The 25,718-nt window shown below is 39.6% G+C and carries 37 protein-coding genes; 3 read left to right on the forward strand and 34 right to left on the reverse strand.

Annotated features, from left to right (window positions below; all coding sequences use genetic code 11):
• Nucleotides 1-2: 2 nt before the first annotated feature.
• Nucleotides 3-1,898, reverse strand: a complete 1,896-nt coding sequence (locus CHB72_RS07555) for a recombinase family protein (protein ID WP_089282278.1) — start codon at nucleotides 1,896-1,898, stop codon at nucleotides 3-5.
• Between the two features lie 73 nt (nucleotides 1,899-1,971).
• Complete coding sequence (locus CHB72_RS26385) at nucleotides 1,972-2,124, reverse strand: hypothetical protein (RefSeq protein WP_176431254.1); 153 nt, start codon at nucleotides 2,122-2,124, stop codon at nucleotides 1,972-1,974.
• Between the two features lie 133 nt (nucleotides 2,125-2,257).
• Here CHB72_RS26385 and CHB72_RS07560 point away from each other — a divergent pair, with 133 nt between their 5' ends.
• Entirely contained in the window at nucleotides 2,258-2,767 is a 510-nt protein-coding gene (locus tag CHB72_RS07560; protein ID WP_089282279.1) for a hypothetical protein, read from the forward strand.
• Nucleotides 2,768-2,771: 4 nt separating this feature from the next.
• Here CHB72_RS07560 and CHB72_RS07565 read toward each other — a convergent pair whose 3' ends face one another.
• The 24 genes from CHB72_RS07565 to CHB72_RS07675 form a co-directional block, all read right to left on the reverse strand.
• Complete coding sequence (locus CHB72_RS07565) at nucleotides 2,772-3,449, reverse strand: sigma-70 family RNA polymerase sigma factor (RefSeq protein ID WP_207652518.1); 678 nt, start codon at nucleotides 3,447-3,449, stop codon at nucleotides 2,772-2,774.
• Between the two features lie 84 nt (nucleotides 3,450-3,533).
• Complete coding sequence (locus CHB72_RS07570; protein WP_141131345.1) at nucleotides 3,534-3,830, reverse strand: HU family DNA-binding protein; 297 nt, start codon at nucleotides 3,828-3,830, stop codon at nucleotides 3,534-3,536.
• A gap of 39 nt (nucleotides 3,831-3,869) precedes the next feature.
• Nucleotides 3,870-4,451: a dTMP kinase gene (tmk, locus tag CHB72_RS07575; RefSeq protein ID WP_089282281.1), complete on the reverse strand. Its 582-nt coding sequence runs from the start codon at nucleotides 4,449-4,451 to the stop codon at nucleotides 3,870-3,872.
• A complete protein-coding gene (locus CHB72_RS07580) occupies nucleotides 4,448-4,972 on the reverse strand; it encodes a dUTP diphosphatase (protein WP_089282282.1) in 525 nt (174 codons plus the stop codon). The genes tmk and CHB72_RS07580 overlap by 4 nt, the downstream gene beginning before the upstream one ends.
• Nucleotides 4,973-5,350: a hypothetical protein gene (locus CHB72_RS07585; RefSeq protein WP_089282283.1), complete on the reverse strand. Its 378-nt coding sequence runs from the start codon at nucleotides 5,348-5,350 to the stop codon at nucleotides 4,973-4,975.
• Between the two features lie 60 nt (nucleotides 5,351-5,410).
• The gene (gene nrdJ, locus CHB72_RS07590; protein ID WP_089282284.1) at nucleotides 5,411-7,450 is read right to left on the reverse strand and encodes a ribonucleoside-triphosphate reductase, adenosylcobalamin-dependent; all 2,040 of its coding nucleotides are present in this window, start codon (nucleotides 7,448-7,450) and stop codon (nucleotides 5,411-5,413) included.
• A gap of 13 nt (nucleotides 7,451-7,463) precedes the next feature.
• A complete protein-coding gene (locus tag CHB72_RS07595; RefSeq protein ID WP_089282285.1) occupies nucleotides 7,464-7,805 on the reverse strand; it encodes a hypothetical protein in 342 nt (113 codons plus the stop codon).
• On the reverse strand, nucleotides 7,798-8,145 hold the full coding sequence (locus tag CHB72_RS26390; RefSeq protein ID WP_089282286.1) for a hypothetical protein: 348 nt from the start codon (nucleotides 8,143-8,145) through the stop codon (nucleotides 7,798-7,800). Before CHB72_RS26390 ends, CHB72_RS07595 begins: the two co-directional genes overlap by 8 nt.
• Nucleotides 8,081-8,257, reverse strand: a complete 177-nt coding sequence (locus CHB72_RS26395; RefSeq protein WP_176431256.1) for a hypothetical protein — start codon at nucleotides 8,255-8,257, stop codon at nucleotides 8,081-8,083. Before CHB72_RS26395 ends, CHB72_RS26390 begins: the two co-directional genes overlap by 65 nt.
• 52 nt (nucleotides 8,258-8,309) lie before the next feature.
• Nucleotides 8,310-8,495, reverse strand: a complete 186-nt coding sequence (locus tag CHB72_RS07605) for a hypothetical protein (RefSeq protein WP_141131349.1) — start codon at nucleotides 8,493-8,495, stop codon at nucleotides 8,310-8,312.
• A 44-nt stretch (nucleotides 8,496-8,539) separates the two neighbouring features.
• The gene (locus CHB72_RS07610) at nucleotides 8,540-9,586 is read right to left on the reverse strand and encodes a P-loop NTPase family protein (protein ID WP_089282288.1); all 1,047 of its coding nucleotides are present in this window, start codon (nucleotides 9,584-9,586) and stop codon (nucleotides 8,540-8,542) included.
• A complete protein-coding gene (locus tag CHB72_RS26400) occupies nucleotides 9,579-10,106 on the reverse strand; it encodes a hypothetical protein (protein ID WP_176431257.1) in 528 nt (175 codons plus the stop codon). Before CHB72_RS26400 ends, CHB72_RS07610 begins: the two co-directional genes overlap by 8 nt.
• 122 nt (nucleotides 10,107-10,228) lie before the next feature.
• Nucleotides 10,229-10,735: a hypothetical protein gene (locus CHB72_RS07620; RefSeq protein ID WP_089282289.1), complete on the reverse strand. Its 507-nt coding sequence runs from the start codon at nucleotides 10,733-10,735 to the stop codon at nucleotides 10,229-10,231.
• Nucleotides 10,728-10,913, reverse strand: a complete 186-nt coding sequence (locus CHB72_RS07625) for a hypothetical protein (protein WP_089282290.1) — start codon at nucleotides 10,911-10,913, stop codon at nucleotides 10,728-10,730. Before CHB72_RS07625 ends, CHB72_RS07620 begins: the two co-directional genes overlap by 8 nt.
• Entirely contained in the window at nucleotides 10,906-11,676 is a 771-nt protein-coding gene (locus CHB72_RS07630) for a DNA-methyltransferase (protein ID WP_089282291.1), read from the reverse strand. Before CHB72_RS07630 ends, CHB72_RS07625 begins: the two co-directional genes overlap by 8 nt.
• Nucleotides 11,669-12,226, reverse strand: a complete 558-nt coding sequence (locus CHB72_RS07635; RefSeq protein ID WP_089282292.1) for a hypothetical protein — start codon at nucleotides 12,224-12,226, stop codon at nucleotides 11,669-11,671. Before CHB72_RS07635 ends, CHB72_RS07630 begins: the two co-directional genes overlap by 8 nt.
• Before the next feature lie 5 nt (nucleotides 12,227-12,231).
• Complete coding sequence (locus CHB72_RS07640; RefSeq protein ID WP_089282293.1) at nucleotides 12,232-12,477, reverse strand: hypothetical protein; 246 nt, start codon at nucleotides 12,475-12,477, stop codon at nucleotides 12,232-12,234.
• On the reverse strand, nucleotides 12,468-13,010 hold the full coding sequence (locus tag CHB72_RS07645; RefSeq protein WP_089282294.1) for a crossover junction endodeoxyribonuclease RuvC: 543 nt from the start codon (nucleotides 13,008-13,010) through the stop codon (nucleotides 12,468-12,470). The genes CHB72_RS07640 and CHB72_RS07645 overlap by 10 nt, the downstream gene beginning before the upstream one ends.
• A gap of 88 nt (nucleotides 13,011-13,098) precedes the next feature.
• Nucleotides 13,099-13,923, reverse strand: a complete 825-nt coding sequence (locus CHB72_RS07650) for a Dna2/Cas4 domain-containing protein (RefSeq protein ID WP_089282295.1) — start codon at nucleotides 13,921-13,923, stop codon at nucleotides 13,099-13,101.
• Nucleotides 13,924-13,953: 30 nt separating this feature from the next.
• Nucleotides 13,954-14,187: a hypothetical protein gene (locus CHB72_RS07655; protein ID WP_089282296.1), complete on the reverse strand. Its 234-nt coding sequence runs from the start codon at nucleotides 14,185-14,187 to the stop codon at nucleotides 13,954-13,956.
• Nucleotides 14,188-14,219: 32 nt separating this feature from the next.
• Nucleotides 14,220-14,438, reverse strand: coding sequence for a hypothetical protein (locus CHB72_RS07660; protein WP_089282297.1), 219 nt, complete (start codon nucleotides 14,436-14,438; stop codon nucleotides 14,220-14,222).
• The gene (locus tag CHB72_RS07665; RefSeq protein WP_089282298.1) at nucleotides 14,432-14,710 is read right to left on the reverse strand and encodes a hypothetical protein; all 279 of its coding nucleotides are present in this window, start codon (nucleotides 14,708-14,710) and stop codon (nucleotides 14,432-14,434) included. The genes CHB72_RS07660 and CHB72_RS07665 overlap by 7 nt, the downstream gene beginning before the upstream one ends.
• Nucleotides 14,700-16,958: a DNA polymerase gene (locus CHB72_RS07670; RefSeq protein WP_176431258.1), complete on the reverse strand. Its 2,259-nt coding sequence runs from the start codon at nucleotides 16,956-16,958 to the stop codon at nucleotides 14,700-14,702. Before CHB72_RS07670 ends, CHB72_RS07665 begins: the two co-directional genes overlap by 11 nt.
• Before the next feature lie 252 nt (nucleotides 16,959-17,210).
• A complete protein-coding gene (locus CHB72_RS07675) occupies nucleotides 17,211-17,780 on the reverse strand; it encodes a hypothetical protein (protein WP_089282300.1) in 570 nt (189 codons plus the stop codon).
• A 376-nt stretch (nucleotides 17,781-18,156) separates the two neighbouring features.
• Here CHB72_RS07675 and CHB72_RS07680 point away from each other — a divergent pair, with 376 nt between their 5' ends.
• Complete coding sequence (locus CHB72_RS07680; protein WP_089282301.1) at nucleotides 18,157-18,783, forward strand: RDD family protein; 627 nt, start codon at nucleotides 18,157-18,159, stop codon at nucleotides 18,781-18,783.
• Nucleotides 18,784-18,831: 48 nt separating this feature from the next.
• Here the strand turns inward: CHB72_RS07680 and CHB72_RS07685 are convergent, their stop codons facing one another.
• The 7 genes from CHB72_RS07685 to CHB72_RS07715 all read right to left on the reverse strand — a co-directional run bounded on the left by CHB72_RS07685 (nucleotide 18,832) and on the right by CHB72_RS07715 (nucleotide 23,058).
• A complete protein-coding gene (locus CHB72_RS07685) occupies nucleotides 18,832-19,374 on the reverse strand; it encodes a sigma-70 family RNA polymerase sigma factor (protein WP_176431259.1) in 543 nt (180 codons plus the stop codon).
• Nucleotides 19,355-20,365, reverse strand: a complete 1,011-nt coding sequence (locus tag CHB72_RS07690; protein ID WP_089282303.1) for a toprim domain-containing protein — start codon at nucleotides 20,363-20,365, stop codon at nucleotides 19,355-19,357. Before CHB72_RS07690 ends, CHB72_RS07685 begins: the two co-directional genes overlap by 20 nt.
• Before the next feature lie 171 nt (nucleotides 20,366-20,536).
• On the reverse strand, nucleotides 20,537-20,791 hold the full coding sequence (locus tag CHB72_RS07695) for a hypothetical protein (RefSeq protein ID WP_089282304.1): 255 nt from the start codon (nucleotides 20,789-20,791) through the stop codon (nucleotides 20,537-20,539).
• Nucleotides 20,784-21,077, reverse strand: a complete 294-nt coding sequence (locus CHB72_RS07700) for a hypothetical protein (protein ID WP_089282305.1) — start codon at nucleotides 21,075-21,077, stop codon at nucleotides 20,784-20,786. Before CHB72_RS07700 ends, CHB72_RS07695 begins: the two co-directional genes overlap by 8 nt.
• Before the next feature lie 17 nt (nucleotides 21,078-21,094).
• A complete protein-coding gene (locus CHB72_RS07705; protein WP_089282306.1) occupies nucleotides 21,095-22,327 on the reverse strand; it encodes a DnaB-like helicase C-terminal domain-containing protein in 1,233 nt (410 codons plus the stop codon).
• Nucleotides 22,328-22,723, reverse strand: coding sequence for a hypothetical protein (locus CHB72_RS07710; protein WP_089282307.1), 396 nt, complete (start codon nucleotides 22,721-22,723; stop codon nucleotides 22,328-22,330).
• Between the two features lie 14 nt (nucleotides 22,724-22,737).
• A complete protein-coding gene (locus CHB72_RS07715) occupies nucleotides 22,738-23,058 on the reverse strand; it encodes a hypothetical protein (RefSeq protein ID WP_089282308.1) in 321 nt (106 codons plus the stop codon).
• Between the two features lie 134 nt (nucleotides 23,059-23,192).
• On the opposite strand from CHB72_RS07715, the gene xerA reads away from it, so the two are divergent.
• Nucleotides 23,193-24,041, forward strand: coding sequence for a site-specific tyrosine recombinase/integron integrase (xerA, locus tag CHB72_RS07720; RefSeq protein ID WP_176431260.1), 849 nt, complete (start codon nucleotides 23,193-23,195; stop codon nucleotides 24,039-24,041).
• Nucleotides 24,042-24,065: 24 nt separating this feature from the next.
• On the opposite strand, the gene CHB72_RS07725 is transcribed toward xerA, so the two are convergent.
• Complete coding sequence (locus CHB72_RS07725; protein WP_089282310.1) at nucleotides 24,066-25,694, reverse strand: DNRLRE domain-containing protein; 1,629 nt, start codon at nucleotides 25,692-25,694, stop codon at nucleotides 24,066-24,068.
• Nucleotides 25,695-25,718: the final 24 nt, after the last annotated feature.

The following is a 25,718-nucleotide window of genomic DNA, read 5'->3' on the forward strand; positions in this document are numbered from 1 at the left end:
GGCTATAAAATGATAGCAATAAAACCACTGTTACCATCGTTGATGATCTTCTGCAATGTTTTTTGAAGCTTAATTCTAGTATCTTCTGGCATTACAGTCAATTTATTTTGCAATTGCTCTTTCACCATATCATGAAGGGATTTTCCAAACATATTCGTTTCCCATATTTTTTCTGGATTTTGTTCAAACTCATCTAGCAGATACTTTACCAGCTCTTCACTTTGTTTTTCTGTACCTACTACAGGGGAAACTTCTGTAGAAATATCAGCGCGAATGAAGTGTTTTATTAGGGACAAACGCAAATCCTTTCTATGGTAAACTTCCACCGCCGCCCCTGTTTTTAGGGTGATTTCCATTTCAACTTCATTATCGTTCTCACCCTTACTTACAGTTACTCGGTCTAAGAATTTGTCTATTATCTCAGTATCTATTTTTTCAATAAAATCTTCTTTAGACAACATTTTTTCTATATCTGTTAGCTGACTAGCTAGATCAGATGTAGCTTTATTGAGTTTTTCGTATTGCTCAATTTGTTCTTCAAGACTCTCTATAGTTTGGTTGAACTCATCATTTCTCCTTTTAAACTCATTATTTCCGATCATATCATTCAAGCTCAGGTCCAGTAGCTTATCTTTACGTTTATTGATCTGATCTACCTGTGCTTTTAGACCTTTTATATCTTTATCGTGGTCTGCATTCTCTACGTTAGCTCTGTAAACATCCATTAGATAGTCTGCAAATCTAGACTTGTGTCGCAGCACGAAATTTAATATCTGTTTCAGTATAAAGTTTATTTCCTCAGTGTAGATTGTGGGAAGATCACAAGCTTTTTTCCCCCCGTTCCTGTATTCCTTGCATTGCCAGACTTCTTTATCAGGCACGGTCTTATACTTGTATAGGGTTCTCCATAGTGGGTTACCATGTTCCTTACAAAATAACTTACCCGAGTATAGATATTTATTCGTATAGCTTTCTTCTTTCGACATCACCTTACCCCTTTTGTGCTCCAGTAGTTCGTTAGCTTTGTCCCATACCTCCTCGCTGACAATAGGTGGGGCGGCCTCAGTATCTTTATAAATGATCCAATCATTCTTATCTAGGTACTTCCTCTCCCTAGTTAAGAAGTCAACTATCCTTGTACGATTAGCTGTGAAGTATCCCTTGTACCTTGGATTCCTTATTATATAAGAGAGGGTGGAGTAAGACAAAGGATTGCCATTATTATTAACATAACCTTCTTCTTTTAAAATTTCCCCTATTCTTCTGAACCCAATTTTCCGACAGTACAGTTCAAATATTTTTCTAATCATTTTAGCCTCATCTTCTATAATACAGAGTTTACTATCAACTAGCTCGTAGCCCCACATTCTAGGGTTAGCATATATCTTACCGTTTTCTGCTGATCTTTTCTTCCCCCACTTAACACGTTCACTAATTTTCCTGCTCTCTTCTTGTGCCATCGAGGCCATTATAGTCAAACGCAACTCAGAGTCGGGGAGGAGTGTATTAATGTTATCACTTTCAAATAATACCCCTACCCCATTTTTAAGTAGTTCCCTAGTGTACTGAATGCTATCCAGTGTGTTCCGAGCAAACCTTGATACTTCTTTAGTTAAGACAAGGTCAAACTTCTTAAGCCTTGCGTCATCTACCATTTTATTAAAAGCATCTCTTTTATCTGTTCTAGTACCAGACAAAGCTTTATCTACGTAACCATCTACAAAAATCCAATTGTCTTTACCTTTTATAAAGCTCTCGAAGTATTGTACCTGATTTTTAAGAGATTTTAATTGTTCTTCCTCTTTAGTAGATACTCTGGTATAAAAAGTTACTCTTAAGTTTAGGTCATATATAGATTTTCCTAGCATTAGCTCATTTCTTATCGTGTATAAGTCCATACTGCTCCCCCCCTATATAAGTTTGTTACCTACGATTATATGATAACTAGTTACTCTTTACAAGAAGGAAAGGTTATAGTTTTTCTAAATCAGCTTTAGCTTTAGTATAAAGTTCATAGTCAATTATTCCTGCTTCATACGCTCTTTCATTGATTCCAAGCAGTATTTCTTTTTCAATATTTCTATCAGCGACACCTAAAATAGTCTGCTTCGTAATATTACTCATATTTCTCGCCCCCCTTGTTAGAGTATATGTGTAAATGCTTGTCCTATATGTTATATACTGGACAAGTAAAGAAAAGTTAAGGTTGTCTAATTTGGTAAAATAATGTAATATAAATCTAAAAGGAGGTTTTACCATGAAAAAGCTTTTATCAGTAGTACTTATTATCACTGTTTTATTGGTGGGGACGGGCACCGTCCTAGCAGAGTCTAAGGATATGTACAAGATTCCGTACAGCAACCCTTATACAGATGGCACGTATACTGTTGACGAGATATCATCCTTCTACGACTTAACTAAATATACTTGGCTAAACGAAGAAGGATTAAGATATACAGGTGCTCTAGTAGGCACATTATGGGGAATTTTAGACGTAGTGGGTGCGTATGACGTTATAACACTAGACAGTGGCTACGCTGTACCTGAAGACTTTGCGGCATACATGGAAAATGCCTTGGCTGACAGGTTAGCTAGCTTAGAGCAGATAAACCAGTTCGACTCTTTGCCTAGCATTAATAGCATGGTTGCAAGTTATCTTAACCAAGTCTCATCTTATGCAACTACTGAGGACACCTTTGACATGTATGGACATACGCTTGATTTAATATCAGATATCTATGAAGGAATAGAAAGACTAAAACCTTAAGGTTTTAGTCTTCGTTTACATAATCTATATCTTTAAGCATTTCGGCTACTTTTTTCATAATCCTACTAACCCTCATCTGAGATACTCCTGTACTTTTGGCTGTCTGGGTCTGGTTACAGTCTTTCAGCATATGCTCTATTATTTCCATTTCTTTCTCTGTTACTTTATCTCTAACCATGTCTAGTATACTATCTACATACAACTTGCCTACTACACCATCTTCTATCTCCCCGCCCGTCTCATCCTGTAACATCGCACGGCATCCATCTTCTAAGCACACAGAGATTGGTGTCACATGGCGACCTATGGTTAGTGCCTTAGTTATGCTACTCTCAGTCTCACCTAGTATATAGGCTAAGTCTTCAACCGAAGGTAAATAGCCCATCTCTTCTTGTAACTGACTGATTCTAAGTAATAACTTGCTGGCACTTCTTGTAGGACGGATTATACTGCCCTTATCTCTTAAAAACCGCTTTACTTCTCTAGATATTACAATAGCTGCATAGGTCGAAAATTTAAAACCTCTGTTAACATCAAAGGCTCTTATAGCCTTGATAAAAGCTAGCCTTCCTTGCTGCAATAAGTCGTCTTTCTCTATATGATTTTGCTCTAGTATATCCTCTGGTGATGCTATATACTTTCGGATAGCGAACCATATTAACTTCTCGTTTTGGCATATCACTTCCCCCATGTAGTGGGAGTCGTTCTTACATCTGATAATATTTTCAGTTTTGTAGAGTGAGTACATGATATGAAAGAAACTCGTCTAAACAGACGAGCCTATTCCTTTCACCTTGCGTTTTGTGGAAGCTGACATGCTTGCAACAACAGTCTTAGTAGAGGGTATTGTCATCGGTTTACCAGTACTGGGGTTCCTACCCTCTTTAGCTTTTCTCTCTCTAATCTTGAAATTGAAAAACTCTGGAAACATTACGTCGTTACCATTCTCTAGACAAGAAGTTACTACACTCGCCACTTCCTTGAGTCTTCTCATAGCTTCCGCCTCTGATATGCCATATTTTTCAGCGTATAGCTTTTTTAGACCTTCTGAATGTATCTTCAATTTAACCACTCCTCACATATATAGGATAGACCACAAACCTTATTCTGTAACATACAACTCTATAAAATTTACAATGGACTCATTGAGTTGCTCTGGTGAAGCCTTCGAAGCGTCTAATAAAAATGTGCTATCGTTTGAAAAGAGTTTGTAAGCTTTTCTTACTCTGTTAGTATACTCGAAGTCTCTCTCTAGCCTGTCTGCATCCTTGCTTCTCTGTATATACACATGTAGTGGCAGGTCCAGCACAAAGGTTACGTCAGGACTTGTCAATCCTTTTTGTAAGTCTGCCAGAAGCTGTGTGTCAATGCCCTTTCCTGTCATATAAGCTAGGTTAGACAGTGTGAACCTGTCGAGTATCAAGTAGTCTAGCTCCTTTTCATATTCCTCAAGCTCCTTTATAAAGTCGTACCTGTCTGCCTCATAAAGTAGGTGGGCGGCATTATCCGTTAAATCTACCTCCCCCGCCAACCATTGTTTAATTAGTGCGCCCACGGGTGTCTCATACCTGGGAAAGTGTACTACCTTTACTTTCTTACCTGTCCCTCTAAGATGCTCTTCAAGGAGAGCACATTGAGTACTCTTCCCTGAAAAGTCTATTCCTTCGATGCAAACTGTTATCATTTAATCTCCTCCGCATTATTGAAGGTAGTCCCAAAACCCCCACGGTTTTTATTTTCTAGTTCGTCTACCTCCACAGGTACTACTGGTAGTGTAGGTAAGAATACTATCTGACAGATTTTATCGCCATTCTTTATAGTGACAGGCTTATCTGTCATATTCTGCAGTTCTGCTGTATACTCATCGTCACTACCACGGAATAGTGGGTCTCCAATTCCTACTCCATTTGTCAACCTGACCCCCCACTTCCTAAAAGTGGAAGATCTTTGACACAAGAAACCTACTCCCCCATAAGGTACTTCTATCGCCACGTTAAGAGGAACCTTACCTGATTCCATAGGCTGCAGAACCAGAGGCTCTTTCAGTCTAGCAAACACATCATACCCTGCATTACCATCTTCCTTGCTGAGGGGAGGGAAGCTCTTGTCGAACCTCTTATACCTCATCTCACAAGCTTTGCTACCCCTTTCTAGCTGATTTAGCTTAGCTTGCATAAGTCCTGCTATATCTGCTGTTTCTCTCATCTAAAAGTCCTCCCCAGGTTTCAGTAACTTTGGCTTCTCCATAATTTGGCTTGCTTGGTGTTCCGCCACCATTTCTGCAAATTTTTCTTCGGTAATTTTTTTGACTTCACAGTCCTCGGACAGTTGGTATCTCATACCATCACATAGAAGTACGGCGAAAGATTCCATGGGTTCTTCTAAGAACTCCTGTGTCATATGGTCATAGATAACGTGTGCTACTTCATAGCCAGCAACCCGCCCCGCAAACCAACAATTCAGTTCTACCTCTCCATCCACAGGGTCATTCACTTTAAACACGTTAGTTGGGACACTTATAAAATTTCCTAAAAGCCCACTGATTAACCCCTCTGTTAACTCTTGTTCTTTTGTTTTTACCAAGCTACATCACTCCCTCTCTATTATTACTTACCGGACAAAACCTAAAAAGTTAAGTGTTACTTATCGAATAGGGCATAAACCGCTCTCGCAACTGTCCGTACCTACGTCTATCTCTGTTTCCTCCTGCTCATATTTGCTGATTAGACCAGGATCAAACGACTTCATTTCACCCGCTCGCTTAGTAAACTCTTCTTCACCTATAGCCTCGTAAGGCATAAGGTCATATACATGATCCCCATCTGACAACAGTGTGATAGCTACTATGGAATCCCAATTATCCCATATCCAGTCTTCTACTGCCCCCCACTCGTCATCTTTAACTGTAACAGTTATGCTGCAGTTATGATTTACGTAGTTATCCATGAACAGTTTATAGTTCTCCAACTGCTCTATAGCAGACACATCAGCTTTTGTTTTTCCCTCTGGGGCTTTCACTGGGAACTCCACAACTTTAGTAGAACAATTTTCTGGGTCCTGCCCCACCTCTGGAAATACAGGATAACCTAACTCTTCGCACACTTTCAACAGTGGGTCATGTGCACTAATTCTAACACGTCTAATATAGTACGGAGAATGAGAATAGTGCACGCCACTAGATACAGTGGGTAACTGACTAAGTGAACCTTCTGGTTTTTCCGTAGTTACTAGAATAGGTGTACTAACCCCAAGTTCCTCAGCATACTCCCTTGCCTCATCTTCTGCAGTTACTCTCAATATATTTAAAAGCTTGACTTCTAGTTCCTTGCACATGTCCATTGCGTTAACCGTATCCTGCCACCCTGTTAAGGAACAACCTAGTAGCCTATCTCTGTGCTGGACTGTATTCCATTTAGGTAGTTCTAGCTCTACCGTCGACATCCTTAGCCCCGCCCGAGCGGACAACATCTGGGCTGCTACTAAGCTAAGCAAATCTAAACCTCCGTCTGGAGTAACAAATGCATGAACATTAACGGTTGTAAGGTTACACATTCCACGAGAATCCAGTAAAATTTCCCCACAGGGGTTCGGTAGCTTGAAGTTCGGATTCCTCTTTAAAGCGGCTTCCTCATTCATCCACCCTGGTTCTCCTGTGTATCTTACTTGCTCTAAGTGTTTCTTTAACTGCTCTCTAGTAGGCTTGCTCCTATATAGAATAGAGTTATTACTCATCTGGCGGTGGGATAAGTCTGTATTTATCTCCCACTTGCCATCTACCCCACTATATAAATTAGCCTTAGCTTCCATACAGTCTTTATCATTAACATCTATAATAGCTATTTCAGAACTTCTTCGGACCCCGCCCACCACTACGTTTTCCGCTATAATATTAGCAATGTCTAAACAATCTATGGGCTCTAACTTCTCACCTGTTCCTTTTGACATTAACACGTTAACAAGTTTCTCAAACATAATTTTCAATGATTCATGACCAGATGCCCGCCCACCAAAGGTTTTTAACTTCTCACCTTTTGGTCTTACGCTATTGTAATTTATAGTTACAGTTTTGATCTCTCTATAATCGTTTCTCCAAAACATCTGTAAAAGGTAATCTAGTGCCTGTACCCATCCATCCTTGCTGTCCCCTACGGCAATCCAAACATGGCTACTATCAAAGCCAGAGTTTAAGGAAGTGTGTTCATCTCTAAAATATTTAGACATAGGCTCATAAGGAATGTGCTCGACATTTGGATGATTCAGTATCTTAGGTAGCTTAGCTACATCCTCAGGTAACAATCTAACTCCTACACCAGCTCCCACCATTAACAGATAAAAAATATCCCTAAAAGCCTCGAACTCATCCACGACTGTTGCACAACAGTTGAAATTGCTAGTGGGATACTTATCAGTGACAGGTGTCTGCCCGACCCAAAAAGTTCTCCCTGACAGAAACTGTCTTAGATGGAATATATTGTCGTATAATCTCTCTGCTTCTTCCACTGGAGTGGGGGCTAGGCTACAGTTGTACTCCACTGCTCTTCTGACAGTCTCCCACCAGTATTCTCTCCTCCCCTCACTACTCAACCAACGTGAGTAAGTCCTGTAATAAACAAAGCTACCTAACTCTGTCATTGGTGGTTGAATGTGTTTATATTTCTCCAAAAACTTGTCTGATAATAACATGTATTGCCTCCCTCTAGAATATATTCTTGATGTGGTCTAGAGCTTCATGTAAAAAAGTGAATGACCTGCATAAAAGCTCACACAACATAATGCTGTCCACATGGTTTCCCACCCCATATATGGGGGTATTATTAGTATAGAGCAGGTATATCAATATTGCCTCGTCGAGAGGTAAAGTTTCTTTACAAAGATTTACTACTACGTAGTCAGGCACTTCCACGGCTCTCCGCATCTCGGATAGATTTTCCCGCCCGTTCCTATCACTGTCCTCTCTGTACATATAAATAGAAAAGGGGTACAGCTTGCTATCAAACTTTAGGTCCTCACTGAAACCTATAAGCAACACATTACCCATCCGCCTCACCTCCATGTAATTTCTCTACCATTGTGTAGAAATCTCTATCCCTCAACACCATATAATCTGTACCATCCCCAAAAGAGAAAGCAAGGGCGGGGGTCTTGTTTGTCTCAAAAGCCTCCACCGCAATTTTATCTAGCCACTCTCTTTTTATAGTAATGGATTTAGAGTCTTTAACCTTGGTCTTAGCCTCCACCCTAAAATGTTCAGAAACTACGTCAGACTTACAGTAGTACTGGTTGCCAGACCCGGGAGTCGTTCTAGCATCTTCTTTAATCTGTTTTAGGCTTCTTGTTATTCGCTTTTCCTGTCGCTGTGATGACCTTCTTACATCCATCGACTGTCACCTCCACTGGCTCGTCAAATTCATATACTAGCTTCCCATTCTTATCTAAAACCCTCATTTGGTAAGCAGATATCTTTCTCATGTTGCTACCGCACTTCTTCATACACACTGCCCTCCCCTAACCCTCAGGTCTTATAATATTTGAAAGCAAAACTTTAATGATTAGGCACTCCATACATATCAGGTGTATTTTCTTCTTCCCATTTTGTACCATACTTTTTATTTTTATATATCCCAGAATCACAGGTGTAATTAGAGTCAGTCATCGACCTTGTTAAATGACAATTTCCAGAAATCTTGTCTATTTTTTCGTAATATTCGCAATCAATACATTTGGGCACTATATGACCCTCCTTCGCATAATCACCATTTTTTCCATCCCACACTATCCCCTTATTACTTCATTGACGATATCTAGTATCTTAGTGTACAGTTCCCCGCCGCCATTTTCTATACTGTCCATAATGGCTTCTCTAGCCTTGGTGGTCCCATTCCATTTAAGATCTTTTCCGTCCTCCTGCATAACCTCACCAGTTATAGGATTCATGAGAGTTAACCAAGATGTACCATGCAAGACATTTATTTCCTTGGCTACAGCAACTAACTCACTGACTCTGTCTACACCTTCGTCATAATAAACATCTACTGTAGCTGTTCTAAAAGGTGGGGCGATCTTGTTCTTGGTAACCTTAGTTCTAATTTGCTGTCCAAAATATTTAGCACTAAAACCAGTACCCTTCTTAAACAGATCACCTATGGACACTTCTACAGTAGTAGTAGAAGCATGTTTGATACTGCGGCCGCCCCCTGTTACTGTGGGGGTCCCATACGCGGAGAATCCACCTATTTTATCCCTAAGTTGTTGTATTATAATTAGAGTAGTCCCTGACTTAGCAAGCACTCCTGAGTTAATAAGCTTACGCATAGCCTTAGCGTTAAGCTTAGATGTACCACCCACCCTACTCTCTTTTTCCCAATCAGTTTCTTCAAGTTCATCTTTCGGAACGAGTCCATCAGCCGAGTCAAGTACTATATAAGCAAACCTGCCTGACTTGAGCATGTATTCAATCATGTCATATACCTTCTCTGCAGGGCAGTCAGGTTGCGACACAAGAAGTTTACTAGTATCTACACCAAGTGTTTCAGCCCACTTAGGATTGAAAGAGTTCTCCAAATCAATTACAGCATTCTCCTTTTCTGGCTCTGCCTGCTGTGCTTCTGCTATTGCCAAACAAGCTACACTTGACTTACCACTCTTCTCGGGCCCACTTAACAGGACTAACCTACCTTTAGCCCACCCGCCACCGAGGGCGAGGTCGAGCATCAATGACCCACTTGACCTAACTTCTATATCAGCTAACCTACCTTCACCTAACCTAAATATAGAAGTCTCTCCAAACTCTTTACGAAAAGCCTGCACTATATCACTCATTCTCTCCCACCTTTTTAATAACCTTATCAAATAGTTTATTGGCAATTCTTCTACGTTCCTGACATGCTGACTCCATAGGGTCCCAATTTTTACCCAACCACTCTTTGGGTGATTTATTTAATGCGCCCTTATACATATCAAAAGAATTTTTAAGCATTAAATCCTTAATAAATTCAGAACGTTCCTTATTCTCTGTTAGCACTTTACTAAGATTACTGTGGTCAAAGTTAAACATACTCTCATATGCTAACATGCCGTAATAGCACTCTTCGCGTGTAGGCATTTTGCCTCCCTTAGCTTCTGAAATAATGTCATACAGTGTTCTCACATCATCGCCTCCCCACGTAAAATTACAACCCCCACAAACAAATTTTGTCTTATCGTCGTCCACCGCCCACAGCTCGGTAGTGCTCTTGGCTATAACCTTTTTAGTGAGTCTCCCGTAGTCCCTTGAGTCTATATACATACACACCTTAACCCATACACGTATATTTTCACTACCACACTTATCACACTTCATTTATGCACCCCCTATCTATAAACTCTTACTGATCTTCATAAAGGAACAGATTCTTACGCTTCTCCCACTTACCCTCTAGGCCATATGGACGAATATTAATCTCATACTCTGTAACGTATACTCTATTTGGAATTTGCATCTTGCCCACCCCCAAGCTGCAGATTTACCCAAGGTTTGAATACTGTTGCATCTACATTTTCAAAGGCAGGCGGGACAGCAGAATCACACTCAACAGGGTACTCTAAGTCACAAGCTTTCAGATACTCTAATATCTTTTTAGGTGAGTTTATCTTTTTAACATTAGAGTATACCTTCTCAAACTCATTCTGAATCTTTTCCATGTCACCGCGATATAGTTCATCTAATTTATTAGAAACATATTCTTGCTTATACTGCCCCTCACTATAACGGAAGGGATTATAATAACTTTTACGCACTACTACGTCTCGGTATAATTTTGAGAGTTTCCTTACGTACTCGTCCCACTCAAGACACGCCTGCTCCACCTCAGTACCTACGATAGATTTAGTAATCTCCGCTTTTTTAACCGCTCTGAAATTTTCAAGTGCTTTGTACCTTTTTGACCTTACCCACTCTAGAATCATTGTTTTTGTTGGTAATTTACTCATCTTCGTCCTCCCCCACATTTGCTAAATAATTTTCATAAGCCTCATCACAAGCACGCCCCTCGCATAGGTTCCACGGTCCCGTATTTACCCTGGCCCTACCATAGTCTGTACATATGCAGTACTCGCATATTATCTCCTCTTCTGCTAAATCTTTTATTATTTTAGCTCTATTACTCACCCCCCATACCCCCCTTTAAAAATGTTTGTATTCGCTCATTGGCTAAGCCAGCCCAATACCTCCCTGCATACTCCCCTTTTTTATTGCATACACCGTTGTCGAAAGCTATAAAGTTTCTGTTAAGTTTCACTGCCGCCAGTGGTATACTCCCATAACCTGCTGTAAGGTCTAGTACGATCATGCCCTCGTTCGTATAAGTCTTTATGAACCACTCACATAATTTTAGCGGTTTCTGTGTTGGATGAACTGGGTAGGTGTCCCATGAAAACTCAAGCACATCCAAAGGACATCTTTCAGTACTCCCGCCACCGCTTATTCCTGTTTTGGTAGCACCATAATTACTGCCGTCGGTCTGGTGCTTGGTGTAGTAGTTTACAGGTTTGTGACCAGCAGTATTTTGGGGATTGTAAATAGGCAAACGGTCGTAGAACACTAGTACATCCTCATGAGCTTTCATAGGCATCTTCTTTGCGTTTAAATGACCTTTAGGTTGCATCTTCCTGCACACTACCTTATACCTGTACTTGTTAATATTGCTGCACATCAACTTACCTAAGAATTTCCCTTTAGCAAATAAGCAGACAGCAGCATTACGCTTTTTAACCCTGTTGCTTGTCTGCCAAAGTAGATCAAATGGTACTATGCTATCCCAATTATTACGTGTTTCACCATAAGGTAAATCGCAGAACACCATGTCCACACTATTGTCCTTAATGCCCTTTGACCCTTCTATACAATCAAGGTTGTGCACTGTATTAATCATGCCCATACCTCCCTATGGTCTTTCCATTGTCACCTCTCCTGATATCAATTACGTCATTCCCCCGACGTGTTAGCTCTCTGGACAATGCAAACACTCTTTGTTCGTAGCCCTCCCTCAAAGCTTTGGTGGCAAGCATTAAGGTTAGCGACTCTGTGTATTTCTTCTCCCACTCCCTGTATATTGGTTCTGTACAAACTTCTGCTGACCGAATCTCCCGCCCACCATCCTGCAAGGTGTACAACTGCTGTTTCACAGTGTCCCTTATCTCACGGGCAGAGGCTTGGTCTATGTCAGTAATAGCCTCACACCACCTAGCATAAGCAAGGACGCTAGTCCACCTATCTAAGAAGTCACCTAGAATGTGGAAAGGTATATTAGCCATACCGCCATGCTGTTTTTTAACTTTTTCCCACTCAGTGAATATATTCACACCTTCAGCAAGCTCTACTGGCTTGGGTGGGATAGGCAGACCTGCTTTTTGTACTTTACTAATGATTACCCTACTATTCGTATACTCGTTGAGCTCACCTTCTATCTGTCTCCTATCCAATTCCCTCACTCCTTTGGCATTGTGAATACTGGTACAAACATTTTGTCGTCTTTACATGCATGACAGTCTACAATAAACTGCTGTAACTCATTTAAGACTTCCGCCGCTCTTTCGTGACTGCCATAATCTGGTGAGTGGTACGCATAGACATCATCACGTGCAGAAAACAGTAATATACGGAAGTCACTTATCATAGGGAGAAATCCCCCACATCCGATAGGTATTAAAATATCGTCAAACCTTACCCACATACACTCGCCCCCTTTAAATCCTTAATAATGTCTTGCTGAAATTTTGTCAGCCTAGCGTTGGTCTTTAACGCTCTTACTATCTGTGCTAACACGTAAGCGTCTGCTAGGTTATCATCCGTAAACTCTTCCCCCCACCGCTTATACACTTCCAACATCACAACATTCTTTGGTGAGTTACCCTTACCTGTGGCAAATTTCTTCACTTGGGAGGGGGTGGGTTCAATAAAAGTTATGTCTGTGTCAAGTAACTCCTCGCGTATCCTGTAGCCCATATAAGCTATGTCGAATACTGCCCTACCCCTACTACCGTAAGAGAAGCCCTCTACAGCTACATAGATCTTATATTCGTTTCCCTTAAGCTCAGACATAATACAGTCTTTTATATCCTTTACCCTTGCCATTGTATCTTGCGTATGGTTCTCTTGTTTAGACTGCTTAGTAACAATACACCTGCTCAAAACAATCTCTCCATCTTCATTTAATATAATAAGTCCTGTACCTGTTAGTGATGGATCTATTCCTATAAAATACAATTTATCACCTGCTTTCTTTGATTAATTGGTTACATATATACTTACCGGGGAAATCTCTAAAAGTTAAGCAAAAAGAAAAAGAAACCTTTTACGGTTTCAATTCCACACTCTTATCTACATCACACAAATGTTTATACTGACAAAACCTACACGATTGGTTAACCTCTTTGTCTGGTAACTCTTTGGAATCTATAGCTTTCTCTATGCCTACTATATGTTTACGCACCCACTCTATTTGCTCATCAGTATATGTCACAAGATATGCCTTCAAATTCTGTGTATCTTTACACAAATATAAAAACATTACGCGTTTAACACCTAAGCTTAGACAGTATAAGGCTCCTTGTTTGACATGGTCTTTCAATGGCTCTATTAGAAGACTAAAGTCTTTTGAGTTTATAGTTTTAAATTCAAATAGGAAGGAAATATTATCAAACTCCATCCACCCGTCCACCATACCTGATATAGGGAACTTCTCTGTGTAACTATGGTCCAAGAACTTGATTTCCATGTCTGGTGCATCACTCTGTTTGAGGAACTCAAGACCTTCTTTACCAAAATTAGGTAGCTCTTCCTTAGGCAAGAGTTCTACCTCTAGCTCGCCCCCCATAAGTTCCTTCATAGACATAAATACATCTTCTTGTACCCACTCGTGTAATGCAGTACCTACCTGCAGTATTCTTTCTGATCTTGGATACTTTTTCTTGATACCTTTCTCCCCGCCCAGAAAGTAATAAGTCTGCCTCTTACACTTATAATACTGAGAAGGTTTAAATGCCAACCGATCTACCCTTGGTTTCTTGGGCGACGTTAGCAGAAATCCATCAATAGCTTTTATAAACTTTTCTTCTATAGTGACAGAAGCTTCCTTCTCTTTTTGTTTTATTTGTTTTGCTAAGTTTCTTAATCCCAATTTACCATCTCCATTCTATTAGATAAGTCTTTAACCCCAATGTCCGTGCTTTTTCATTATATCTATTACTTCATCTGCATATGGCTCATCAGTATTGATAATAAGATAGGTATTATCTTTTTTGCCTTGTACCGCCTTACCTTCATTAATTTGACGTTGTATATGCACCAAGTCTATCTTGTCGTGAAGAGGCAGGTACTTGTCTGCATCCTCACACTTAAATATAATAAATTTGTTAAAGCTCCCACCTTCTAAGTTAGCCACCATATCTCCTCCACTCTTTTCCAAAATATTGGCTAAAACCAGTCACACTCGTCGAACCATGAATCTGCATCACACTCAGCAAGCTCTGCGTACTCTATAGCCTCATCTAGATACTCAGAAATAAACTTCTGTGCTTCGTGTTTATACCTTCCGTGAAACTCTACGTCCAACACTTCCTCTATGAACAAAATAGCTGCCTCTTGCTTAGGTGTAATAGGTTCTCTAATGGCATTTGCCAACCCTTTTAACATAACGCAGCCTCATCTTTTTTCCATTCTGCGAACTCCCTTTGGCTCATGCAGGCTATAAATGGCACGTTGTCTACAGTGGTTCTCAGCCTGTATGGGTATGATTGATCATTCATATACTCTATATCAACAATTAAGGAAGCTTCATCTGCTAACTGTATTAGCCTTTTTGCACTCACATGTATGGCAGCTCCTTCCGATACAGAATAAGAACCTATCTCTGTGCCTAACTTTAAAAATAACTTCACTTTATCAACGTACTCCTTAACATTCACTAAAATCGCCCTCCCTTAACGAATCTACTTCATCATCACTCATCTTCTGCGACCACCGCCGCCCCACTTCTATATCCGACTTCATACCACAGTCTAACTGGATAGTGTTACACAGAACATCAGCTATCCTTCTAAGGTTATCCATTCCGATGTTTTCTGGAACATCTAATATCTGCTCATCGTGGACCCATAAAATGATCTTACAGTCTAGCTCCTTCAATAAAGGTTGCATATCTATAGATGCCTTCTTTATTTGGTAAGCACTCGGGGTTTGTATGAGGCTATTAATACCTTGTCTATATGCTGAGTCTAGTGCCCAATGAGAACCTAGCTCCCCCCGCTGTAACTTCTTATCCCAGTGACGATAACTTTTATCCCTCTCCCATAAGCCTATCTCTGGATACAACCTTCGCTTTTTACCGCCGTAAGACTCTGCAAACTTGGTTTTTAGAATCTTTTTCCTCTCTACTGTCATCCACCTAGCTACTCCCTTATAGGTGTCGTAAAATGCGTTAATATAACCTTCGGCGGCCTCCGCAGTAACAAGTAAATTATCAGCAAGGCCCATCTGTGTCGTGCCATAAACTACTGAAAAATTTGTAGCTTTCGCTTTAGCACTTCTTATGAAATCGAGGTACTTGCCGAAGTCTACAGCCTCTACAAATGCTTCTTCGGTTGGTTCGACTATCAGTTTCTCATCATATAAGGTAGCAATGTCAGCATTTGTAATTTTTGAGCTGTCTACGCCGCCGTCCGCATCTGTAAACTTGTCTATAAGACCTCTATAAGCTTGAAAATCTTCATAGGTTACCTGTTTCTCTGGATGTAGTCTGTTATATATAGATGTAGCAGTAATGGAGTGAATATCCTTACCAGTTGCGAACGCATCTAAAAGTACGGGATCTTTAGACAGGTGTGCCAGCCATCGTAACTCCTGCTGACTAGCATCTATACTAGCCAGTAATCTGCCTTCATCTGCTATAAACGCTCTCCTAATCATCCCGCCATCCTTGCTTGGCAAATTTTGAAAATTCGGATTGGCACACGACATCCTCCAAGTAACAGCATGACTGGGTTTGAAATTCGGATGAATCCTATCATCATCTAGCTTAGTAGGCAACGAGTCTGCAAAGGCACTAGTAAGCTTTGATTGTTTCCTATATGTTGTTATGTTCTGCAACAGATCTAAACACATCTTAAAGTATTCTCTTGCCTTGTCGTACATATCTGGTTTTAAGAAGTAAGGTAAGTTATCTTTAAACAGTTTTGCGTAGTATATCTCGTCGCTCTGCTCCCCCGCCTCTATACGCTTTAATGTACCTTCTAAATCTGCTGTAAAGATACGAAGTCCTGTCATCAATTTAGCCATAGTCTTCTTATCTGTAGAGTTAGGCTTCTTTTTGTTCATCTTGGGTAACTGCAACTTATCGTAGAATACTGGTGCCAACTGTGCTGGGGAGTTTAAGTTAATGTCCCCGATGACAGCTTTTATCTTAGCCTCTAACTCATCTAGACCCGCGTGGAGCTTTGGTGAAACCTCGCCTACGAGGTACTCGACGTCTGTACGAACACCGTCATATGTTGCCTCTTTTACTATGTCAAGAAATGGCATAGATATATTAAACATCAAGGACTTGATCTTACTTAGATGCGGCATATTTAGGTGCTTTTCTTGGAACTCCGCCAACTTATACGTCAGTTCAGTATCTTTAGTAGCATAGTAGGCGGACAAGTTACCTGTCCTAGTCGCAGGGTTCAATAAAATCGGAACAGTGTCAAAAGTAGTCCTACTACCAAAAATTTTGGAATATGTGTCAGCAGGTACCCTAAGATACTTCTCTGCCAAAGGTTTTAGTTGTTTATCCTCATTCTCATCTAGTAGAGACTGTCCTTCTATAGTGTCGAAGTAGGCTGGTGGCATTACAATACCTAACCATTTTTTCAGTGCACACCAGTCAAAACAGTAATTATGCCATATAGTCTTTAAGCTATATCTCTCTAGTAATGGCTTTAACCTACTTGCTACTAGTGTTTTATCTAGACACTTCACATAGTCTACCCCTACTTCCCCCGCCCCTTCTTCTACATGGTCCTTGTGCTTCAACGGAATGTAGTACCCTCTGTGGGGGGCATAGAAAGAGATTCCTACTATTTCATCTTTCCACCAATCTAACCCCATAGTCTCCGTATCTATGGCTACTTTACCTAGCTTACTCAGCTTGCTTAGCCATTCGCATAACTCGTCCAAGTCGCTTTCTGTCCATACAGTAATATAATGGTCGGGCAGTACGGTGTTATTAGCCAGCTCCATAATTTGAAGCTCTTTTTTAGTGGGTCCTTTCTTGACTGGTTTTTTCCTGGCTTTCTTTGGCTTACTTTCTAAAATGTCTTTAACATCATCCATTAAATCCCTCCTCTATAATTACTTACCAGACAGAACATAAAAAGTTAAGCAAAGAAAAAACCCCAAAATTTTTGGGGCCCTACTTTGTCATGCTTTCTAGAACATATAATCATCACTTTCAGCAACGTCACTCTCGACATCTATGTCTCTTGCACCTGAGTTAAGCAACGTCATTAGCTCTTCGGGTGTTTTTGGTGCTACTATTTCGTCTACATCAGGTAGCTCTAGTGTAGACGAGTCAAAAGCTTTGATGTCCCTCGCAAAGAAGTGGTACTTGGTATTCAGCTTCTCTCCCTCTCTTTTGATTTTCAAATCTCTCTTAGTGATATCACCGTACTCTTCCACAAGAGCAAGAAGAGCTGTACCTACAGTTTTACTTGCCTTGAATATTTTAGTTTTGTCGTCTTTTCTGTCATAGACTACGATGAAAGACTTAAAGCTTGCATTCTTACCCATCTTACAAGCAGGACATCTATCCTTACCCAAACAAGTAAAGTTCTTCCATCTGCCATCAATCTGCTCTGCGTGCTCGTATACCGACATGATTTCATCCAATGGAGTTATAATCCTTATCTCTGTAGACTCTCCATCTTTCAGTTTTAGGTAGGCTACCCCACCCTCATTTGCTTCCTTGATAGCACTTAATCCTTTTCCTACATACGCCATTTTTACATTTCCCCTTTTCTCATTTATTCTGCTACATAGTTATATACCGGAATAAGTGGGAAAAGTTAAGTAAATAAATTGTTTATGATAACCTTAAACTACCCTAATTAATATAAACAATGGAAATATTGACCATTAAACCATATATTGGTATACTTTAACTAGATATAGGTAAAGTATTCCTAAATTGTATAATTTTTTTATTCCTTAAATGAGAAGAATATGTTTCTCAATGTGCCACAAAGAAACATTGCTGAATGCCCATGTAATTTGGACTTTCTTTTTTGGTCTGGGGGGAATCTTATAGGCAGTACAGCACATAAATATAAACCATAAAAAACTCCAGCCATTGGGGTATAAAAAGGAGGGAAACACTATGTTTTGCAGAAATTGTGGAAAAAAGGTAAATGAAAATTCAAATCTGTGTAGTAGATGTGGGTTTGACCCACTGGAAGAAAGTCATTATTGTCAGGAATGTGGAGATGCTACAAAGGAAAATCAAAAGGTCTGCGTAACCTGCGGTTTTGAACTGCATAATAAATTACCTGTAGAGTATGCTGGATTTTTTCGACGTTTGGCTGCAATGCTACTTGATGTTATCTTTTCAGTAATGATTTACTGGATATATAGCATCATATTGCCTATTGTTTTCATGATTATTGGAATATATACGGCGGAATTTAGCGATATATATAGGTTTACGTTTTTTGTTCCAAGTATCCCATTTCTCTGGTTATACTTTGCCTTAACAGAATCCTCCCAAAAACAAGCTACCCTTGGTAAAAGGGCTTTAGGAATAATTGTAGTAGATACAAATATGAATCGTATTTCCTTTGGAGCAGCCAGCAGTCGCTTTTTTGGAAAGTTTTTATCGAATCTTATCTTTGGAATAGGCTATATCATGGCAGCCTTTACAGAACATAATCAAACACTGCATGACAAATTGGCAAAGTGCTATGTTGTAAAAAAAGGTTCAGATATGAGGAAAAAGGTTACCGGATAGTAATTACGGGAATTACTATATTTAATACAATAAAAAAGCATAGAAATTCTATGCTTTTTCGTATTTTTCTCGTATATTCTTCCATATTTGGCTTATTCTTGCCTTAGAGCACCCTGTTAACTGTGCTATCTCCACAAATGAATACCCTGCGCACCTAAGTTCAAAAACCTCCTTCTCCTTGGTTGTTAGACCTAGGCTATCGACAAGCATTGTAAGTTCTACCTCAAAGTAACCAACTTCATCCGATGTTAAACTAAGTAACTGTTGTTCACTTACAGAACCTTGCTCAAAAGTAGGTACTATCGAAACAGCTTCTGTGACCATAACATTTTTCTTTGTATTTGACCTGTCAATCATGCTATTTATAACGTTGCTTACCACCCTATCCACAAATGTACCAAACTTGGATCTAGCTGGGTCATACATATCCATAAATCTGTATACCTTTATCATGGCTTCTTGGGCTACATCGTCTGCCTCCATCCCGCCTGTAAATTTACCCCGCATCTTGAAATTGCATAATTCCTTAGTCTTTAATAAAATTGCATCAATATCGTTTACAAGTACCATTTCATCTAAAGTTCTTTCCATTTTCATGTTCCCCCTTTAAATTTTTCATACTTAGTAAGTATTTAACGTAAGATACTTTCTCTATATCTTTCATTCTGCCCGCCCTCAGTAGGTCATTTGCATCTTTAAAGTTTCCTTTGGGATACTTCACCACGTTTACTTTTATAGGAGTATCCTTTAGTAGTTCATAGGACTTGTGTGTACAGTCCACCCCCCACTTATCATTATCATAGAACAGATTTACCTCATTAAAGCCTAAGCGTATAAGCAATCTTACCTGCTCTTTAAACAAGAATTTACCTAATACTGCTACTGCTGGTAGACCTGATTGGTAGCATGAGATTGTGTCGATAGGGGCTTCATTAATGAAAACCTCCCTAAAACCTCTGTTCTTTAAGTAGTATAGTCCATAAAGTACATCTTTCTTCACAGCATTGTTAGGAATATGAAAATGTTTTGAATTAATTGAACGAGTCACTATGAATCTACACCCTCCAGTTAGGTCTCTAACAGGGAATGTAATTGCACTATTAACACTGTCGTACCCCACCTCATATGTCAGTAATGACCTATTTGTAAATCCTCGTCCTTCTATATATGCGTGGCGTTTCTTCATAAGTTTTAGAACTTCTTCATCGCTTACATACTGAATACTTTCTTTTGATAAAATGCTTTTAACATCTACGAGTCTATCTTTGAGAGACTTTTCTATAGTTGTCCTCTTAAGAAACCCAAGCATGTCTAAGCCACTGTCACCATATACATACCTTGCTAGGTCATCTACAGTACCTGACTCACCACAGGTAAAGCAATTATACGAATACGGTTCTTTAGTCGAGACCCCAAAAGATGGCTTGCTCTCAGAGTGAAAAGGACAGCAACACATTATATCCTCACCCGAAGGCTTAGCTTTACCAAAGGCATTAGGGTTATTACTGTTAGAGTAGTCACTTTGAAACATTTGAATGATTTGTTGTATATCAATACCTTCTATGTGAAGTATACCTCTCATAATACCGTCTCCTTTACTATAAAACACTCAAAAACGTTTGTCAACCATTACAGAAAACTTTTTCTTAATTATACAGAACGTATGTTCTATTGTCAATAATTTTCTGTGTTACTTATTTTTACCAGTTAAGTTGGCAAAAGTTAAGTAAAAAACCAGAAAAGTTTTTCTGGTTTATGCTTTCGCCAACTTATCCTTCTTAGGACAGACAACAACTTCGCCTAATTGCTGCTGTTTTCCGTTTAATATTTTCCAGTAAGCACATTTTCTACTTTTAAACAGCTTACATTTTTTGCATATAGGCATTACAGTGCATACACACTTCATTGATACTTGTGTTTGAGATTTAGCAGGTACAAGACCCTCGCTAGTCCTCACGCTCTTACGACAAGCTTCTTTATAATCACACTTAGCACAACCTTTATTCATCTTCCCCCACCTCTTTCGCAGATAAGCTAAAGGACACAACTTTATCCAAGTACAGAGACTGTAAGGTGCTATTACTATCTAAAAGAACCAGTGGCTCTCCATCTGTTTTTAGCCTATCAATACGCTTTGCAAAAGCTGCTGTTAACTCGTTAGCAGTTAACTCAATCTCTCTCACAACATTTCCGTCCTTGTCCTTCTGCTCCAGTCTAGGATTCTTCTCAGTCCATCTGATAACAGCCCTGTAGCTGTTCTCAAGTGTATAATCAAGTGTCATCTTAAATTCCATTTACACCATTCCTCTCATCACATATTTAGTGAAGCTTCATCTGTTTCCATATATATACCTTGATCTACGTTAGTAGACAAGTAAAAGTCCAAATTCTTCTCTCCCTCACGATTTTTCTTTAAAGACAGTTTAAACAAATCACCAGACAAGTTTACAGTCACTACCCTTGTTGCTTTTTGTGCAGGGTTATCAGATTCTTGTATCTGGTGTATCTCAGGAGTACTATCCCCCGCCGCCCCTCTTCCTGCTTGAGCTAGCAGCATGGCAGGCGTTAGTGTATTCAAGTTAATCTCACGTATGGCATTAGAAGTATTCACAATTCGCTTCCTTGTATCACGCTCACTGGTGCCATCAGAGATATCATATAGCTGATCAATGACAATGAAACCGGGTCTCTCTAATTCTATGATAGACCTAATGTCATTTGGGGTGAACTGCCTACCTTTGTTATCTTCTTGCGTAAGAATAAGCAGACTATTATTTTTCTTTTCCAGCTCCTCAAGGTACTCCTTATACAACTCAATATCAGCTAACTTCCCCCTGTTTAATGCCTTGTTTGAAAAGTGCTGTCTCATTGTGTCTAGCCTATATGCTATAGACAGCTTAGGCATCTCTGTAGAAATATAGATAACTGGAGAATTGATGGATGCTCTTACAAAAGACAGCCATACGTGGTACAGGAAGTAACACCCTATCAAGCTCTTACCATTTCCTAGTCTTCCTGATATCAACACTAAGTCATCATTCTGCCACCCACCTGTCGCCTCATCTAGTCCTGGTATCCCTGTAGTTAGTCCTGTCAGCCCCTCTTTACCATGCTTCTCCATATAAGCATCGAACCTCGAACGAGCATCCTTAACCCAGTCATACCTAGTTGGTTTACTGATATGCTCCTTGAGTAAACCGTCAAGGTCTGCCCGCATACGCCACATAACGTCTATTGCATTCTGTTCTTGTAGCATTTCAGCGTTCTTAATTAAGACAGGCTTGTAGTCTACAAAAGCCTTGTTATTCTTCACTACACTTGCGAGATACTCTGGACTCTCTAGCTCCTCGTAAACATCGAACTCCTCAAATTCCGATGCAACAGTACCACGATTTGGAAATACATTATTCTCCTTCCTAAACTGCTCCACCCACTCAAAGATGTGTCCTGTTGTAATGAAGTGGTCAGGGGTAATTTCAAGGCTATGCAAAAACTTAACATCTTTCCTCATTATATAGTGATTCAATAACTGAATTTCTTCCAACTAATCACCCCCAAAAATATCACCAAACTCATTTTTCTTCTTCTCTGGCAAGTCACCGGTCTGATGGTAGCCGTCCAAGATCGCTTGAGAATAGGATGAACAAAATACTCTCAAATGCTTAACTTCAAAAAAGTCCAGTTCAATAAAGTACTCCATATACTGTTTAACAATGTCTTTGTCTTTTACTTTCAATAGGTTAGAAAGTTGTTTTAGATCCCCGCCCACAGGCATATACAGAGATTTAAGCTTAAACTGGTACAGATACTCAAAGTACCTTCTAAAATGGTGGAAGCCCCATTCATCTACTGGGTCAGTAAAGCTTACTTTTTTCTTAGGTTTCTTACCTTCACTTTCAACATCTACTTCTAAAGAAGCTTTAATTACTTTTGGTAGCATCGCCCCACCCTTTCTTATTTAGTTGTTATTTTCTGATGCTGTAGAATACTCTCAATAGCCCAATCATACCCACAAAAGCCCTTTGTCTTTTTCCTTAGCTTAGTTGCTTCCTTACTGTCTATCTGCCTCACACTTATTGACATCCCCCACCCATCACCGAAGCTATAGCAGTAGCTTCCATTGGAAAGTATTTTGTCAAATAGTTCACGTGCGTTTTTACTTGTGCCATACCTTTGCTTGAAATTAAATACTTTAGCATAATAGTTATCCTCCCCCGTCCACTTCCCATTCCAGCTTCCCACGTGTGGCATACTCAGTTCAAATACCATTAACATTTAACCACTCCCTTTCTTTAAGTGTTCTACTTATACTTACCGGATGAAAATAAAAAAGTTAAATAATTTAAATAAAACTTTACAGCAAAAATATTATGTGATATTATATTATGAGAGATAAGGAGGTCGATAATGTGGAATTAATAGAAAAGTTCAAAACATTCTTGGAGTTTGAAAAGAATAACTCTGACAACACTATTGATGGATACGGAAGGGATTTAAACCAGTTCTTTGAGTTTATAAAGATAGACCCTACTGAGGTTAGTGAACATCATGTAGTGAGTTTTCTTACAGATAGAAGAAAGGAAGGACTGTCCCCCACCACAACTAATCGAAAGCTATCCGCAATAAAAGCTTTCTACAGATTCTTGGTTAGAAACAGAATTGTTACATTCAACCCAGCAGAAAATATCGAAGTGGCTAAAACTACTAAAAAGTTACCAGAAACACTTAAGGTAGAAGACATTAAAAATATGCTAGATAAAATAGACAATCTAAGAGATAGGGTAATGATAGAGTTACTCTTTGCAACAGGAATACGGAGAGAAGAACTAGCAGAGCTAAAAGTTAACAGTGTGGACTTTGTTGATAGTTCTATCAGAGTCATCGGAAAAGGAGATAAAGAGAGAGTAATACCTGTCCACCCACACGTTATGGAAAACTTAAAGATTCTATTACAGCAAAAAAGAAGTGAATGGGTGTTCCCTTCGAGACATAAGAGAAAAGGGCATATATCTACGAGGCAGGTAAATGATATAATTAGTAAATGGGGCAAAGAAGCTAATATTAGTGGAGCCACCCCCCACAAGTTCAGACACACCTTTGGGGCAACCCTGTTTGAGAATGGGGCAGACATAAAATCTATACAGGATATGCTAGGTCATGTATCTATAGATACTACTAATATATACACTAAAATAAACCATAAGAGAAATAAAGAAGAATATATGAAACACCACCCAATGTCAAAAGAAGAGGAATAACATCCTCTTCTTTCTACATATCTCCTAAATTATGAATGCATAATCTCCTCCTAAGTCTATTGAAGCCTCAAGATATACCTCAGCACCTAACTCCTCCGCCCAAAACTGCCTTAGAATAATTTCTACATCTAGGTCATCAAAAGAATCAGTTGCAATAAGCTCAGCCTCAGCTTCTATTTTAGAAGAACCTTCTTTTGACTCGAAACCTACCTCGGTATCTAGGTCACTATCCCCGTAAGCTTTGATTGATACCTCAGCATCTATTTCAGATGAACTTTCCTTTGCTTCAAAGGTTACTTCAGCATCTAGGTCAGCAAAGTTGTAGACTCTTAGATACAACTCTGTGTCTAGCTCAGCCTCCCCGGGAGTAGCAATTAACTCAACTTCAACGTCTAGGTCACTGTCACTGTAAACACACAGAGTAACCTCTGCATCCAGCTCTGCCGCAAGTTCCTTTAACTCAAAAACTACCTCAGAGTCTAGATCACTTAACGCTACTGCACCTATCGTTACCTCAGCATCTAAGTCTGACACAAGCTCTTTTGCTGCAAGATTGACTTCAACGTCTAGGTCACTGTCACTGTAAACACGAAGAACAACCTCAGCATCCATCTCTGATATACCGCTTAACTGGCTTATTGTGACCTCTGCGTCTATATCATTATAGTCAGGAAGTAGTATATCTACCTCTACGTCTAGTTCTGCTCCCCCCGCCGTTGCTATAAACTCTACCTCTGTATCTAGTTCTGCAACATCGGTTACAGCTACAAGCACATCTGCATCAACGTCACTTGAATCTTCTTTTGCACTAAATTCTACTTCGGCATCCATGTCAGATACATTAAAGTCACTTAGTATATCTACCTCAGCGTCTAGGTTACTACTGTCCGTAGCTCTAAGAGTAACCTCTGTGTCTAAGTGGTATATACCTACGTTGTCAGAAAACTTAAAGTACGAAACTTCTAAAACAGGTGGTGTGCTTGATTCCCTTGACCCAAAATATGCAGGAGTGGATTCTTCGTAGTTAATAGGTCTTATAACAAAAGACCTATTCTCCTTTGTGTTATACCATTCCTTAACATACTCTGTTAAGTCTATCTCTATCTTTCCCCCACCCAAATGGGTCATGCGACTAGTTATATTACTGCCTTCATTAGGCATATAGTTCCACTTAACAGTAAGTTCTTCCCAGTTATCAGAAGTCTCATATAAGCCTAGGTCAAAAACAGATTCTATGTCACTCACTATCGTAAGGATTAGCTTGGCATTCTCTACCTCTATATCTTCTGGTAAATTTTCAAGAGAAAAGCCTAAATAAGACTTAAACTTTCCCTCACCTGCTTGCCCCGCCACCAAACTAGATGCTGAACCATAGTTAATATGTGGAGCAAATTCTCTAACAAGAGAATCTTTTATAGGTGATAGCTGATCAGTAATGTATGGAGGTGGGACTACACCCACTTTACCGTACATAGCGTTATCAGGTCTTATAAAAACTGCTGAGTCTAGCTCGCTAACTTCGTTTACTACAATGGTTACCTGTGAGTCTAGCTCATATTGAGCTGTCTTTTGCTGTATATCAACCTCTACAGGTAACCTATCTAGCTCTTCATTATAGTTTACTACTATCTTACCGTATAACTTACCTTCCATTTAATCACATCCACTCATTGTATT

It is taken from the genome of Anaerovirgula multivorans (assembly GCF_900188145.1).
Classification (GTDB): Bacteria; Bacillota; Clostridia; order Peptostreptococcales; family Natronincolaceae; genus Anaerovirgula; species Anaerovirgula multivorans.

Coding starts and splice junctions, on each gene's coding strand:
- CHB72_RS07555 (WP_089282278.1), bottom strand. CDS start 1,898: ATGGACTTATACACGATAAGAAATGAGCTAATGCTAGGAAAATCTATA.
- CHB72_RS26385 (WP_176431254.1), bottom strand. CDS start 2,124: ATGAGTAATATTACGAAGCAGACTATTTTAGGTGTCGCTGATAGAAAT.
- CHB72_RS07580 (WP_089282282.1), bottom strand. CDS start 4,972: ATGAGAGAAACAGCAGATATAGCAGGACTTATGCAAGCTAAGCTAAAT.
- CHB72_RS07610 (WP_089282288.1), bottom strand. CDS start 9,586: ATGAGTGATATAGTGCAGGCTTTTCGTAAAGAGTTTGGAGAGACTTCT.
- CHB72_RS07715 (WP_089282308.1), bottom strand. CDS start 23,058: ATGTTAATGGTATTTGAACTGAGTATGCCACACGTGGGAAGCTGGAAT.
- CHB72_RS07685 (WP_176431259.1), bottom strand. CDS start 19,374: ATGGAAAGAACTTTAGATGAAATGGTACTTGTAAACGATATTGATGCA.
- CHB72_RS07560 (WP_089282279.1), top strand. CDS start 2,258: ATGAAAAAGCTTTTATCAGTAGTACTTATTATCACTGTTTTATTGGTG.
- nrdJ (WP_089282284.1), bottom strand. CDS start 7,450: ATGTTATTATCAGACAAGTTTTTGGAGAAATATAAACACATTCAACCA.
- CHB72_RS26395 (WP_176431256.1), bottom strand. CDS start 8,257: ATGAAGAAGTGCGGTAGCAACATGAGAAAGATATCTGCTTACCAAATG.
- CHB72_RS26390 (WP_089282286.1), bottom strand. CDS start 8,145: ATGGATGTAAGAAGGTCATCACAGCGACAGGAAAAGCGAATAACAAGA.
- CHB72_RS07675 (WP_089282300.1), bottom strand. CDS start 17,780: ATGGCGTATGTAGGAAAAGGATTAAGTGCTATCAAGGAAGCAAATGAG.
- CHB72_RS07710 (WP_089282307.1), bottom strand. CDS start 22,723: ATGCTACCAAAAGTAATTAAAGCTTCTTTAGAAGTAGATGTTGAAAGT.
- CHB72_RS07725 (WP_089282310.1), bottom strand. CDS start 25,694: ATGGAAGGTAAGTTATACGGTAAGATAGTAGTAAACTATAATGAAGAG.
- CHB72_RS07695 (WP_089282304.1), bottom strand. CDS start 20,791: ATGAATAAAGGTTGTGCTAAGTGTGATTATAAAGAAGCTTGTCGTAAG.
- CHB72_RS07680 (WP_089282301.1), top strand. CDS start 18,157: ATGTTTTGCAGAAATTGTGGAAAAAAGGTAAATGAAAATTCAAATCTG.
- CHB72_RS26400 (WP_176431257.1), bottom strand. CDS start 10,106: ATGAAGTGTGATAAGTGTGGTAGTGAAAATATACGTGTATGGGTTAAG.
- CHB72_RS07660 (WP_089282297.1), bottom strand. CDS start 14,438: ATGTTAAAAGGGTTGGCAAATGCCATTAGAGAACCTATTACACCTAAG.
- CHB72_RS07700 (WP_089282305.1), bottom strand. CDS start 21,077: ATGGAATTTAAGATGACACTTGATTATACACTTGAGAACAGCTACAGG.
- CHB72_RS07595 (WP_089282285.1), bottom strand. CDS start 7,805: ATGGGTAATGTGTTGCTTATAGGTTTCAGTGAGGACCTAAAGTTTGAT.
- CHB72_RS07640 (WP_089282293.1), bottom strand. CDS start 12,477: ATGTGGGTAAGGTTTGACGATATTTTAATACCTATCGGATGTGGGGGA.
- CHB72_RS07690 (WP_089282303.1), bottom strand. CDS start 20,365: ATGAGAGGTATACTTCACATAGAAGGTATTGATATACAACAAATCATT.
- tmk (WP_089282281.1), bottom strand. CDS start 4,451: ATGATAACAGTTTGCATCGAAGGAATAGACTTTTCAGGGAAGAGTACT.
- CHB72_RS07620 (WP_089282289.1), bottom strand. CDS start 10,735: ATGAGTAAATTACCAACAAAAACAATGATTCTAGAGTGGGTAAGGTCA.
- CHB72_RS07630 (WP_089282291.1), bottom strand. CDS start 11,676: ATGATTAATACAGTGCACAACCTTGATTGTATAGAAGGGTCAAAGGGC.